This window comes from Polaromonas sp. JS666 (genome assembly GCF_900103405.1).
GTDB lineage: Bacteria > Pseudomonadota > Gammaproteobacteria > Burkholderiales > Burkholderiaceae_C > Polaromonas.
On sequence record NZ_FNHX01000005.1, the window covers coordinates 418,415 to 431,348 of the forward strand.

Annotated in this window: 13 protein-coding genes; 10 read left to right on the plus strand and 3 right to left on the minus strand. The window is 65.8% G+C overall.

The window, feature by feature from the left end; translation table 11 throughout:
- The first annotated feature begins 1 nt into the window (after nt 1).
- The 4 genes from BLQ85_RS15555 to BLQ85_RS15570 all read left to right on the plus strand — a co-directional run bounded on the left by BLQ85_RS15555 (nt 2) and on the right by BLQ85_RS15570 (nt 5,273).
- A complete protein-coding gene (locus tag BLQ85_RS15555) occupies nt 2-1,516 on the plus strand; it encodes a tripartite tricarboxylate transporter permease (protein ID WP_007863386.1) in 1,515 nt (504 codons plus the stop codon).
- Nucleotides 1,517-1,628: 112 nt separating this feature from the next.
- Complete coding sequence (locus tag BLQ85_RS15560; RefSeq protein ID WP_074578134.1) at nt 1,629-2,609, plus strand: Bug family tripartite tricarboxylate transporter substrate binding protein; 981 nt, start codon at nt 1,629-1,631, stop codon at nt 2,607-2,609.
- A gap of 126 nt (nt 2,610-2,735) precedes the next feature.
- Entirely contained in the window at nt 2,736-4,346 is a 1,611-nt protein-coding gene (locus tag BLQ85_RS15565; protein ID WP_074578227.1) for a gamma-glutamyltransferase family protein, read from the plus strand.
- A gap of 9 nt (nt 4,347-4,355) precedes the next feature.
- Entirely contained in the window at nt 4,356-5,273 is a 918-nt protein-coding gene (locus BLQ85_RS15570) for a DMT family transporter (protein WP_074578135.1), read from the plus strand.
- 35 nt (nt 5,274-5,308) lie between these two features.
- On the opposite strand, the gene BLQ85_RS15575 is transcribed toward BLQ85_RS15570, so the two are convergent.
- On the minus strand, nt 5,309-5,767 hold the full coding sequence (locus BLQ85_RS15575) for an Lrp/AsnC family transcriptional regulator (protein ID WP_074578228.1): 459 nt from the start codon (nt 5,765-5,767) through the stop codon (nt 5,309-5,311).
- Nucleotides 5,768-5,887: 120 nt separating this feature from the next.
- Here BLQ85_RS15575 and BLQ85_RS15580 point away from each other — a divergent pair, with 120 nt between their 5' ends.
- Nucleotides 5,888-6,424, plus strand: coding sequence for an RBBP9/YdeN family alpha/beta hydrolase (locus BLQ85_RS15580; protein WP_074578136.1), 537 nt, complete (start codon nt 5,888-5,890; stop codon nt 6,422-6,424).
- Nucleotides 6,425-6,490: 66 nt separating this feature from the next.
- On the opposite strand, the gene BLQ85_RS15585 is transcribed toward BLQ85_RS15580, so the two are convergent.
- Together BLQ85_RS15585 and BLQ85_RS15590 are read right to left on the minus strand one after the other, a co-directional pair.
- On the minus strand, nt 6,491-7,537 hold the full coding sequence (locus tag BLQ85_RS15585; protein WP_074578137.1) for a M48 family metalloprotease: 1,047 nt from the start codon (nt 7,535-7,537) through the stop codon (nt 6,491-6,493).
- Nucleotides 7,538-7,571: 34 nt separating this feature from the next.
- Nucleotides 7,572-8,153 (minus strand): SH3 domain-containing protein, encoded by a 582-nt coding sequence (locus BLQ85_RS15590; RefSeq protein ID WP_175456130.1) that lies wholly within the window; start codon nt 8,151-8,153, stop codon nt 7,572-7,574.
- A gap of 70 nt (nt 8,154-8,223) precedes the next feature.
- On the opposite strand from BLQ85_RS15590, the gene BLQ85_RS15595 reads away from it, so the two are divergent.
- The 5 genes from BLQ85_RS15595 (at nt 8,224) to BLQ85_RS15615 (ending at nt 12,909) form a co-directional block, all read left to right on the plus strand.
- Nucleotides 8,224-9,018: an SDR family oxidoreductase gene (locus BLQ85_RS15595; protein WP_074578139.1), complete on the plus strand. Its 795-nt coding sequence runs from the start codon at nt 8,224-8,226 to the stop codon at nt 9,016-9,018.
- A 17-nt stretch (nt 9,019-9,035) separates the two neighbouring features.
- Nucleotides 9,036-9,404, plus strand: a complete 369-nt coding sequence (locus BLQ85_RS15600) for a hypothetical protein (protein WP_074578140.1) — start codon at nt 9,036-9,038, stop codon at nt 9,402-9,404.
- 36 nt (nt 9,405-9,440) lie between these two features.
- The gene (locus tag BLQ85_RS15605; RefSeq protein WP_074578141.1) at nt 9,441-10,484 is read left to right on the plus strand and encodes a LacI family DNA-binding transcriptional regulator; all 1,044 of its coding nucleotides are present in this window, start codon (nt 9,441-9,443) and stop codon (nt 10,482-10,484) included.
- Nucleotides 10,485-10,611: 127 nt separating this feature from the next.
- The gene (locus tag BLQ85_RS15610) at nt 10,612-11,625 is read left to right on the plus strand and encodes a Bug family tripartite tricarboxylate transporter substrate binding protein (RefSeq protein ID WP_074578142.1); all 1,014 of its coding nucleotides are present in this window, start codon (nt 10,612-10,614) and stop codon (nt 11,623-11,625) included.
- 3 nt (nt 11,626-11,628) lie between these two features.
- Nucleotides 11,629-12,909, plus strand: coding sequence for a glucarate dehydratase family protein (locus BLQ85_RS15615; protein ID WP_074578143.1), 1,281 nt, complete (start codon nt 11,629-11,631; stop codon nt 12,907-12,909).
- Nucleotides 12,910-12,934: the final 25 nt, after the last annotated feature.

Genomic DNA, 12,934 nt, shown 5'->3' on the forward strand with positions numbered 1-12,934 from the left:
AATGGATCTGATTACCAATCTCTCGCTGGGTTTTGGCGTGGCGTTCACGCCCATCAACCTGGTGTATGCCTTTATCGGCTGCCTGCTGGGTACCCTGATCGGCGTGCTGCCCGGCATCGGCCCCGTGGCCACCATCGCCATGCTGCTGCCGGCCACCTACGCCCTGCCGCCCGTTTCGGCGCTGATCATGCTGGCCGGTATTTACTACGGCGCCCAGTACGGCGGCTCGACCACCGCCATCCTGGTGAACCTGCCGGGCGAGTCTTCGTCCGTGGTGACCTGTATCGACGGCTACCAAATGGCCCGAAAAGGGCGGGCCGGGCCCGCGCTGGCCGCGGCCGGCCTGGGGTCCTTTTTCGCAGGCTGCGTGGGCACGCTGATCCTGGCGGCTTTCGCGCCGCCGCTGACCGAGCTGGCCTTCAAGTTCGGCCCCGCCGAATACTTCGCGCTGATGGTGCTGGGCCTGATCGGCGCCGTGGTGCTGGCCTCGGGCTCGCTGCTCAAGGCGATCGCGATGATCGTGATGGGCCTGCTGCTGGGCCTGGTGGGCACCGACGTGAACTCCGGCGTCGCGCGTTTCAGCTTCGACGTTCCCGAACTGACCGACGGCATCGGCTTTGTGACCATCGCCATGGGCGTGTTCGGCTACGGTGAAATCATCAGCAACCTGGCGCAGCCCGAGCATGAGCGCGAGGTGTTCACCGCCAAGGTGTCGGGCCTGTTCCCCACCAAGCAGGACTTCAAGGACATGCTGCCCGCCGTGCTGCGCGGCACCACCCTGGGTTCGGCGCTCGGCATTCTGCCCGGCGGCGGCGCCCTGCTGGCGGCTTTCGCGGCCTACGCGCTGGAAAAGAAGATCAAGATGAAGAAGGGCGAAGTGCCTTTCGGCCAGGGCAATATCCGCGGCGTGGCCGCGCCCGAGTCGGCCAACAACGCCGGCGCGCAGACTTCCTTCATCCCGCTGCTGACGCTGGGCATTCCGCCCAACGCCGTGATGGCCCTGATGGTGGGCGCGATGACGATCCACAACATCCAGCCCGGCCCGCAGGTCATGACCAGCAACCCCGAACTGTTCTGGGGCCTGATCGCCTCGATGTGGATCGGCAATGCGATGCTGATCATCCTGAACCTGCCGCTGATCGGCATGTGGATCAAGCTGCTGACCGTGCCTTACCGCTACCTGTTCCCGGCCATCGTGCTGTTCTGCGCGATCGGCGTGTACTCGACCAACAACAACACCTTCGACATCTGGATGGTCGGCATCTTCGGTGTGATCGGCTACCTCTTCGTCAAGCTGGGCTGCGAACCCGCGCCGCTGCTGCTGGGCTTCATCCTGGGCCCCATGATGGAAGAAAACCTGCGCCGTGCCTTGCTGCTGTCGCGCGGCGACTGGAGCGTGTTCGTCACGCGTCCGCTGTCGGCCGGCCTGCTGGGCGCCGCCCTGCTGCTGCTGATCATCGTGCTGCTGCCCTCGGTCAAGAACAAGCGCGAAGAGGCCTTCGTCGAGGCCGACTGATCGCGCAAGCCCCGGGGCCTTGGCCCCATTCGCTACAAAAGGCACCTTGAGTGCCTTTTGTTTTGCCCTTTTGCAACGTAGTCGACCCAAAAAATCGTTGCACAATGGTGAAATGAAACGTAAACATATCATTCACCTGGCGGCGGTTTTTTCGGCAGCTTTTTCAGTGGTTTTTACGGGCCCCGCCCTGGCCCAGAGCTACCCCTCCAAGCCGATCCGCATGATCGTGCCTTTCCCGGCGGGCGGCGCGACCGACATCCTGGCGCGCGCGCTGTCGCAAAAACTCGGCGAAAAGATAGGCCAGACGGTGGTCGTCGACAACCGGCCGGGCGCGGGCGGCACCATAGGCGCGGACACCGCCTCGAAGTCGCCGGCGGACGGCTACACCCTGCTGCTGGCCACCTCGAGCACGCACAGCATAGGCCCGGCCATCAACCCGAAAATTCCCTACAACGCCGAGACTGATTTCACGCCCATCGCCTATGTGGCGAGCTCGCCCAACGTGGTGCTGGTGCCCAATTCCTCGCCGTCGAAAAACATGCGGGAGTTCATAGACCACGCGCGCAAGAACCCGGGGCGGCTGAACTATGCCTCCAGCGGCAACGGCACCATCATTCACCTGACCAGCGAGTACTTCAAGGCGCAGTCGGGCACCTTCATCCTGCACATTCCCTACCGCGGCACGGCGCTGGCCATGCCGGACCTGATCAGCGGCAAGGTCGACGTGCTCTTCGACTCCTTTGTGACCGGCATGCCCCATGTGCGGGACGGCAAGCTGCGCGTGCTCGCGGTCACCACGCTCAAGCGCACTTCACTCGCGCCCGAGCTGCCGACGGTGGCGGAAACCCTGCCGGGCTTCGAGTCGGTCACCTGGTTTGGCGTGTACGGCCCCAAGGGCATGCCAGCAGACCTGGTGGGCAAGGTCAACCAGGCCGTCAACGCCGCGCTGGCCGATGCCGACGTGAAGGACCGTTTCGCCCGGCTGGGTGCGGAGCCCACGGGCGGCAGCCCGGCGGCTTTCGCGGCCATGGTCAAGGCCGATACCGCAAAGTGGAAGAAAATCATTGCCGAGCGGAAAATCACGGCTGATTGATGCTGTCCCCATGACCCGGCCCGGCAGGCTGTTGCCCCGGACGGGTTTGCCGCCGTGATGTTCGCTGCCCGCGCCGGCAACGCCGGCCCTTTCTTTTTTGTCTTGCCCTCAACAGCTGAGCCCGCCATGAACTTCAATTTCAGCAACCCCTATACCTCCACCCGCCTGCCGCTGTTCGCGCGCAACGTTGTTTCGACCTCGCACCCGCTGGGCGCGCAGGCCGGCCTGCGCATGATGCTCAAGGGCGGCAACGCGGTGGATGCCGCCATCGCGGCCGCGGCCGCCATGACCATCGTCGAGCCCGTGAGCAACGGCCTGGGCAGCGATGCCTTCTGCATCCTGTGGGACGGCAAGGAACTGCACGGCCTCAACGGCTCGGGCCGCGCGCCGAAGAGCTGGACGCCGGACTACTTCAAGCGCAAATACGGCGCGGACGCGGCCACGCCGCCCAAGCGCGGCCTGGATTCCGTCACTGTGCCGGGCGCGGTCGCCAGTTGGGTGGCGATGAGCGAGCGTTTCGGCAAGCTGCCTTTCGCCGACCTGATGGAGCCGGCCATCGAGATCGCCGAACGCGGCTACCTGCTGCCCACTGTGGTGCAGCAGAAGTGGGCGGCCGCGACCGCCGAGCTGAAGTCGCAGCCCGGTTTTGCGCAGTCCTTCCTGCCCTGGGGGCGGGCGCCGAATGTCGGCGAGCTGTTCCAGTTCAAGGCCGCGGCCAGGGCCTTGCGCGCCATTGCCGAGACCCAGGGCGCGGCCTACTACGGCGGCACCATTGCCAGCGCGATTGAAAAGTTCTCCGCGCAAAACGGCGGCAGCATCACGGCGAAAGATTTTGAGAGCTACCAGCCCGAATGGGTCAAGCCCATCGCCAGGGACTACCGGGGCTACACCCTGCACGAGATCCCGCCCAACGGCCAGGGCATTGCCGCGTTGATCGCGCTGGGCATCCTGGACAAGTTCGACGTGGCCGGCCTGCCGGTCGACGGCGTGGATTCCCAGCATTTGCAGATCGAGGCCATGAAGCTGGCCTTTGCCGACACTTACAAGTACGTGGCCGAGCCTTCGTCAATGGCGGTGACGGCCGAGCAAATGCTCGATGACGCCTACCTCACATCCCGTGCCAAACTCATCGACATGAAAAAGGCACAGGACTTTGGCGCGGGCAACCCCGTCAAGGGCGGCACGATTTACCTCACGGCGGCCGACGAGGACGGCATGATGGTGAGCTTCATCCAGAGCAACTACATGGGCTTCGGCTCGGGCTGCGTGGAGCCGGAGTTCGGCATCAGCCTGCAAAACCGCGGCCACGGCTTCAGCCTGCAGCCGGGCGCCAACCAGGTCGCGCCGGGCAAGCGGCCCTTCCACACCATCATCCCGGCCTTCCTGAGCAAGGACGGCCAGCCGGTGATGAGCTACGGCGTGATGGGCGCCAACATGCAGCCCCAGGGCCATATGCAGACACTGGTGCGCATGCTGGACTACGGCCAGAACCCGCAGGCCGCCTGCGACGCGCCGCGCTGGCGCTACAACGCGGGCATGGAGATCAACGTCGAGGCGGCGATGGACGCGCGCACCGTGCAGGGCCTGACCGAACGCGGCCACCGCGTGGAAGTCATCAACGACTCCTACCAGGACTTCGGCGCCGGCCAGTTCATCTGGCGCGCCGGCAACCCCAAGACCGAAGGGTATGTGGCGGCCAGCGATGCGCGGCGCGACGGCCAGGCCGTGGGTTTTTAAGCAGCGATTTTGAGCAGCCCCTCCGACACCGCCCCGACATCAGCGGCCCCCAAAAGCCTCGCGCCCGGCCTGCTGCTGGCCACCCTGGGCGCCATCGCCTTCAGCGGCAAGGCCATCATCGTCAAGCTGGCCTACCGCTACGGCGTGGACGCGGTCACGCTGATCATGTACCGCATGCTGTTTGCGCTGCCCATCTTCGCGCTGATGGCCTGGTGGGCCAGCCGCGGCAAGGCGCCGCTGACGCGCAAGGACTGGCTGGGCGTGCTGTGGCTGGGCTTCACCGGCTACTACCTCGCGAGCTTCCTGGATTTCGCCGGGCTGGCCTATATCAGTGCCTCGCTGGAGCGGCTGATCCTGTACCTCAACCCGACGCTGGTGCTGCTGCTGGGCCTGCTGATGTACAAGCGCCGCGTCAGCGCGCCGCAGCTCATAGGCATGGCCATCAGCTACTGCGGCGTGGTGCTGGTGTTCGGCCACGAGATCACGCTGCAGGGCGCGGACGCGGCCTGGGGCGCGCTGCTGGTGTTCCTGAGCGCGGTCAGTTATGCGCTTTACCTGGTCTACAGCGGCGAGATGGTCAGGCGCCTGGGCTCGCTGCGCCTGGTGGGGCTGGCCACGACGGTGGCCTGCCTGTGCTGCCTGCTGCAGTTCGTGCTGCTGCGGCCCCTGAGCGCCGCCGCCGTGGCGCCCGAGGTGATCTGGCTGTCGGTGCTCAATGCCACGCTGTGCACCGCCGCGCCCGTGCTCATGGTGATGATGGCGATTGAGCGCATAGGCGCGGGCATGGCCGCGCAGACCGGCATGGTGGGGCCCATGTCCACCATCCTGATGGGGGTGCTGATCCTGGGCGAGCCGTTTACCGCCTGGGTGGCGGCGGGAACGGTGCTGGTGATCGCCGGCATCTTTGTCTTCACAAGAGGACGTTAGCCGCGCCGTCTTGCCTTCAATCCGTGTGAATCCGATCAAGTTTTAGGCGCACGGACTATCTTCGCCGGGTAGCTCGCCAGCACAACGGCCGTCGACACAGCGCCAAGCTTCGCGAGCGCGTCAATCGTATGCTCCAGCTCCGGCATTTCCGAGGCCACTACGCGCACGACGAAGCAGTCTTCCCCAGTGATCCGGTGTGCGTCAATGACCTCCGGCATGGCCGAAAAAGCTTGCAGGCAGAGTGGAATTTGAGCGTGCGTGGTGCGTATGCGGATGACGGCCGAGGTCGGGTAGCCTGCCTGGCGAAGGTTGATCTTCGCCGCATACCCTTCGATCACGCCCGCTTCTTCAAGGCGCCGAATGCGTGCGGTGACGGCCGGCTGTGACAACCCGACCTGCATTCCGAGATCGGTGTTCGTGATGCGCGCATTGAGCTGCAATGCCTCGAGAATTTTCCAGTCGAGCTTGTCAAGATCGGCCTGCTTTGATTTCATTTGCATGGGATTGAAAATTCAAATGATTTAAAGAATGGAGGCACCCAATTCCTCGAACTCTCCATGGTGCGGATTCTCATTCATTTTTAGACTGGACCTTTTTTTATAGGTGGTCAAGAAATGACGTCTCCCGTTCTGATCGTTCCCGGCATTGGGAATTCCGGTCCTTCACACTGGCAGAGCCTCTGGCAGGCGCGGGGTCCCGAGTGGCATCGACTGCAAGTCAAGAATTGGGATGACGTTGTTTGCGATGACTGGGTATCGGCCATCGGCCGGCATATCGCGTCGCTTGGGCCTGACACCCTCATAGTGGCACACAGCCTGGGTTGTCTGGCGGTCATTCACTGGGCGGCCCGAGAAGGAAAGAAAATCAGGGGCGCCATGTTGGTCGCCGTACCCGACCCTGCCTCGTCGGCGTTTCCAGCTTCTTCAGCGATCGCCTTCTCACCCGTGCCATTAAAAAAACTGGAGTTCCCCAGCACGGTCGTCGCCAGCACGGACGATCCCTACGGGAGTGCGTCGTATGCCCGCTCCTGTTCGACGGCTTGGGGAAGCCGCTATGTCGAGGTCGGCCCGCGCGGGCACCTGAATTCGGAAAGCGGTCTTGGAAACTGGCCCTTCGGGATCGAGCTGCTCGAACAATTTTCAGCGACCTGATCCCTGCCCTGGCCGCCGTGCCAACCTCAGGCAGGTTCTCTGCCCAAGGCGGGCTTGCCGGTATTCTCAGTTCGTCTTTTTGGCCGGTGGACGTGCCGGCACCTGCGCGGTCGGCCGGCGATTCGTGCCACTGATGCGCTGCGCCACCGTGACGGCCGGCTGGCCGGCATAGGCGTCGAGGCGGGTGCCCATGGCCAGCTCGAGCTGGTTCAAGCGGGTTTGTGCCGGTGGGTGGGTGCTCAGCGACAGCGCGAACAGCGCGTCGTCGGGCGCGGCGGTGCGCAATTGCTGCAGCACCGCGACCAGGCCGTAGGGATCGAAACCGGCGCGTGTGGCCAGGGCCACGCCGCTGCGGTCGGCGTCGAATTCGTCCTGCTGGTCCAGGCCCTTGGTGTACATGTTTTTGCCCAGCGCCAGCAGCTGCGAGGACACCATGCCACCCAGGTCATTTTTCAGCTGCGAGCTGATCACCTGGGTCAGCACGCCGGCGCGCGCGGTCTTGTTCATCGCGATCAGGTGGTGTTTGGCGGTGACGTGGGTGATCTCGTGGGCCAGGATGCCGGCCAGCTCGCCCTCATCGGCCACGCGGTCTATCAGTCCCTTGGTGACGAAGACATAACCGCCCGGCGTGGCGAAGGCGTTGAAGCCGGGATCGTCGAGGATGGCGAAAGTCCAGGGCAGGTCGGGGCGCGAGGACTGCAGGCTGATCCAGCGGCCCAGCTGGTTGACATAGCGCTGCAGGGCCACGTCGGGATAAAGCGGCTTGCTGCCCAGCAGCACGGCGGCCAGCTGCTGGCCGATCTGGATTTCGCGCGGCTCGTCGATCTGGTCCAGCGACTGCGACAGCAGCTTGAACAGGTCGCCGCCCTGGGCAGCCTGCTGGCCGCCCGGCGTGAGGCTGGCGCCCAGCAGCGCGCCGGCCAGGCCCGAGGCGGTGTTGGGTTGCGCGGGCGCCGGCTGCGCGGGCTGGTTGGGGCGAATCAGCGACTGGAACAGGCCGCCCAGTGCCTTGCCGGCGTCCTGGGCCTGGGCGCTGAAGGGCAGCAGGCCGGCCAGCAGGGCCAGTGCAAAGGCCGCCTGGCGCGCCGGTTTGGGAAGGTGGTGAAGATTCATGGCGATGCCTCTTGTCTCTTGAGTGTTTTGTGTCTCAGCGGCTGTACGTTTCGGGTGCGGCGCCGCTGGGCGAGGCGGCCGGCGCCGGTGGGGCCGGCGTGGGCAGCGGATCAACCTGGCGGCTGCTGAGCGAGGCACTGCCGGCGAACTGCCGGGCCTGCGCGGCATTCACGCGGTTGGCGTCGGCCTGCGCCACGGCCGCGAGGTTGGGCTGCGCATTGGCCAGGTCTTCGGCGCCCAGGCCGCGTATGCCCACAGTGGAGGTGGACACCGTGCTGGAAGGCGCTTGCGCGCTGCCCTTGTTGAAAAAGCTCGATAGGCTGCGCAGCGCGCCGCCGGCAGCGCCGCCCGAGGGGGCGCTGGCCGAGGTGATGTCGAACATATGGACCCAGCCGCTGGTGCCGTCGGCCATGCGCACCTTGATCCAGGCACCCTGGCGCTCGCTGAGCCGCGTGACCGAGGTCTGGACGGGAAGCGGCGCCAGGCTGCGGGCCGAGTCGCCGGGCGCGTCGCGCAGCTGTGATTCGCGCTTGATCAGTACCGCCTCGCCTTGCGGCTGGGCCTGCGCCGGGGCACTGAAGGCCAGCAGCAATGTGAGCAGGGGAGCGATAACCATCCCCGCCTGTGTTTTGTATTTACTCAGTATCATGAGCCGCTCTCCCCCGTGGTTGTAATGAGGAATTATTATGGATTTGGGTATTGCAGGCAAATGGGCGCTGGTCTGCGGCGCCAGCAAAGGTTTGGGCCTGGGCTGCGCGCAGGCGCTGGTGCGCGAAGGCGTGAATGTGCTGATCGTGGCGCGCGGCGAGGACACGCTGAAGGCCGCCGCTGAAAAACTCACGGCGGACAAGGCCAAACCGGCCGGCACCAGCGTTCAATATGTTGCCGCCGACATCACCACCGTGCAAGGCCGTGCCGCCGTGTTTGCCGTGCGCAAGGACTTCGACATCGTGGTGACCAATGCCGGCGGCCCGCCGCCCGGCGACTTCCGCGACTGGGACCGCGATGCCTGGATCAAGGCGGTGGATGCCAACATGCTGACCCCCATCGAGCTGATCAAGGCCACGGTCGACGGCATGGCGGCGCGCGGTTTCGGCCGCATCATCAATATCACCTCCAGCTCGGTCAAGTCGCCCATCGATGTGCTGGGCCTGTCCAACGGCGCGCGCAGCGGCCTGACCGGCTTTGTGGCCGGCGTGGCGCGCAGCAAGCTGGCGGCCCAGGGCGTGACCATCAACAACCTGCTGCCCGGCGCTTTCGACACCGACCGCCTGCGCGGCACCATGAGCGGCGCCGCGCAAAAGAGCGGCCAGCCGCTGGAAGCCATCATGGACGCGCGCCGCAAGAACATCCCGGCCCAGCGCTTCGGCACGCCCGAGGAGTTCGGCGGCATCTGCGCCTTCCTGTGCAGCACGCATGCCGCCTATATGACGGGGCAGAACGTGCTGGCCGATGGCGGGGCCTATCCGGGTACCTACTGAGCACAGAGCGTGCGCCCTTGAGCCTGGACTACCTCCACTTCGACTACGCGGAAGGCGATGACGGCGCAGGCACGCTGGAGGCCATGGCCTCCACCTGGCCCGAGCAGGTGCCCGCCGTGCATGCCGAAGTCGTGCGGGTGCTGGCCTGGGCCCATGCGGAATTCCCGGGCCGGCGCGGCCCGCTGGAGGAAGGCTTTGACTGGGACTACAACCTGCACGGCATGCGCGAGATGACGGCGCCCGAGGCGCTGCTGTACGACGAGGCGGCGGGGCGCCTGGCGGTGCAGCCCGGTGCGCCCGGCAAAGCCCGGCACACGCTGACCCTGACGCTGAGCGGCAACGCCGGCTTTTGCGAGGCCTTCCGGCAACAGTTCGGCCTGGACTGAGCGCGATTCCTTTCAAGTTAGCGTTAACATCCGGGCATGAAATCCCCCTCTGAGACGCTGCGCAAGGCCAAGCGCGCCCCGCGCCCCGGAACCGGCGGCATCACCCTGAGCGATGTGGCCAGCCTGGCCGGCGTGTCGGCCATCACGGTGTCGCGTGCGCTCAACACGCCGGCGGCGGTCTCGCCCGAAACCCTGGAGCGCGTGCGCAGCGCGATTTCGCGCAGCGGCTATGTGCCCAACCTGGTGGCCGGCGGCCTGGCCTCCAACCGCAGCCGGCTGGTCGCGGCCCTGGTGCCCACCATTGCCGGCCCGGTGTTCCTGGAAACCATACAGGCGCTGACCGATGCGCTGGCCGAGGCCGGCTGCCAGCTCATCCTGGGGCAAAGCGGCTACAGCGGCGCGCGAGAGGACGCACTGATAGACGCCATCGTGGGCCGGCGGCCCGACGGCATCGTGCTGACCGGCATCATGCATTCACCCGAAGGCCGGCGCCGCCTGCTGGCCTCGGGCATTCCCATCGTCGAGACCTGGGACATCACACCCACGCCCATCGATATGATCGTGGGGTTTTCGCAAGAAAAAGCCGGTGCCGAGGTGGCCGACTACCTGTACCGCAAGGGCTACCGCAGGCCGGCGCTGATCACCGCCGACGACCAGCGCGCCATGCTGCGGCGCTCGGGTTTCGAGCAACGCTTCGCGGCGCTGGGTGTGGCCGCGATTCCGGCCTGCATGGTGCCCGCGCCTTCCTCGCTGGCCAACGGCCGCTCCGGCTTCGCGCAGCTGTGGGCGCAGCATCCCGAAACCGACGTGGTGTTTTGCGGCTCGGACGTGATCGCGCAGGGCGTGATCACCGAAATGCAGGCCATGGGCATGCATGTTCCGGGCGACGTGGCGGTTATGGGTTTTGGCGACATGCCTTTCGCGGCCCACACGCACCCGGCCCTCAGCACGGTGCGCATAGACGGCACCTCCATAGGCCGGCAGGCCGCGCGTTTTATCCTGGACCGCGTCGAGGGCCTGGACCCGGGCCCCAAGGTCAGGGACCTCGGGTTTTCCATAGTCGAAAGAGCCAGCGCCTGACTTGACGGGCCTGGTTTTGCTCTTTAACATCCTGATTTGTTAGCGCTAACATAAGCGCAGGAATCACAACCTCGCAACCAGCCGGAGGGCTGGGCGCGGTCAACGACCCCCATCAGGAGACATCAGGATGAGCACTCACTTCACGCGCCGCAAGGCGCTGGGCAGCCTTGGCGGCCTGGGCCTTACGGCACTTGCCGCGTCGCCGCTGCGCGCGCTGGCCGCCGACATCGCCACGCCGGGCTGGCCCACCAAGCCGATTTCGTATGTCGTGCCCTTCACGCCGGGCGGCTCCACCGACGTCATAGGCCGCACCCTGTCGCAAAAACTCTCGGACACCCTGGGCCAGCCGGTGGTAGTCGACAACAAACCCGGCGCGGCCGGCGCCGTGGGCGCGGGTTATGTCGCCAAGGCCAAGGCCGACGGCTACACGCTGCTGGGCGGCACCATCAGCACCCACGCCATCAATGCCAGCCTCTATAAAAACCTGCCCTACGACCCGGTGAAGGATTTCGAGCCGGTCTCGCTGGTGGCCATGCTGCCCAATGTGCTCATCGTCAACCCGGCGCTGGGCCTCAATTCGGTGGCCGACCTGGTGGCGCTGCTCAAGCGCGACCCGTCCAAGCGTTATTTCGCCTCTTCGGGCGCGGGCACCTCCACGCACCTGGCGGGTGAGATGTTCGCCGAGCTGATAGGTGTGCCGCTCTCGCACGTGGCCTACAAGGGCACGCCGCCCGCCATGATGGACGTGGTGGCCGGCCAGGTGCCTTTTATGTTCGACCAGATGACGGCCGCCGTCTCGCTGGTGCAGGCCGGCAAGCTCAAGCTGCTGGCCGTCACCACGGCCAAGCGCATCGCGTTGGCGCCAGAGCTGCCGACCATGATGGAGTCGGGCATCGCGAAATTCGAGATGTCCTCCTGGCAGGCGGTGTACGCGCCCAAGGGCACGCCGCGGCCCATCGTGCAGCGCCTCAATGCCGAGATCACCAAGATCCTGAAGACGCCCGACGTGGTCGCCAAGCTGCACGACCAGCTGGGCATGGAAATCGTCGCGAGCTCGCCCGACGAACTCGCCGCCCACATGAAAAGCGAAATCGCGCGCTGGGCCGAACTGGTCAAAAAATCCGGAGCCACGGCAAGCTGACCCATGAGAAACAAAGACATCCGCATCACGCACGCCCGCATCACGCCCATCGCCTTTCGCGACGGGCCGCTGCTCAACGCCAGCGGCATCCACGAGCCCTGGGCCCTGCGCAGCATCATCGAACTTGAGACCTCCGACGGCCGCCTCGGCATTGCCGAAACCTATGGCGACGCACCCATGCTGCTGGCGCTGGAGCAGGCGCGCGCGCTGGCCGTGGGCCTGTCGCCCTTTGACCTTAACGTGATGGAGCAGCGCGTGCGCGCCAGCATCAAGCCGGGGCAGGGCGGCGGCGTGCAGTTTGAGCTCGCCCCGGGCTCGCACACCGCCAAGAATGCCGAGAAGGTGATCAGCGCGCTCGAAGTCGCGATGCTGGACCTGCAGGGCCAGCTGCTGAACCTGCCGATCTGCGACCTGCTGGGCGGCGCGGTGCGCGACACCGTGCCCTACAGCGCCTACCTGTTCTACAAATACGCCGAACACGTGGACAAACCCTATGCCCCCGACGCCTGGGGCGAGGCCGTGACGCCCGAGCAACTCGTCAGGCAGGCCCAGGCCATGGTGGGCCAGTACGGTTTTAAAAGCATCAAGCTCAAGGGCGGTGTGTTCACGCCCGCGGAAGAAATCGCCGGCATCAAGGCCTTGCGCAAGGCCTTCCCCACGCACCCGCTGCGCCTGGACCCGAATGCCAACTGGTCGCTGCAGACCAGCATAGACGCCGCGCCCGAGCTGGACGAGCTGCTCGAGTATTACGAAGACCCGACGCCCGGCCTGGAAGGCATGGCTGAACTCGGCAAACACTGCCGCAGCCCGCTGGCCACCAATATGGTGGTCACCACCATGGACGAGTTCCGCCGCAATGCTTCGCTGGGCGCGGTGAAGATCCTGCTGTCGGACCACCACTACTGGGGCGGCCTGCGCGCCACGGCCTCGCTGGCGCGCATGTGCGAGGTCTTCGGCATGGGCATGTCCATGCACTCGAACTCGCACCTGGGCATCAGCCTGATGGCCATGACGCATGCGGCGGCGGCCATTCCCAACCTCACCTATGCCTGCGATACGCACTACCCCTGGCAGGAGGAAGAAGTCATCAAGGGCGGCCGCATCAAATTTGAGCAGGGCGCTGTCAGGGTGCCGACAGCAGCAGGCCTGGGCGTGGAACTCGACCCGGCCAAACTGGTCGAACTGCACCAGCAGTATCTGGCTTGCGGCATACGCAATCGCAACGACCTGGCGCAGATGCGCAAGTACCAGCCGGGGTTTTCCGGCACCAGCCCGCGTTTTTAAGAGGCCGCCACGAGCCTCGTATTTT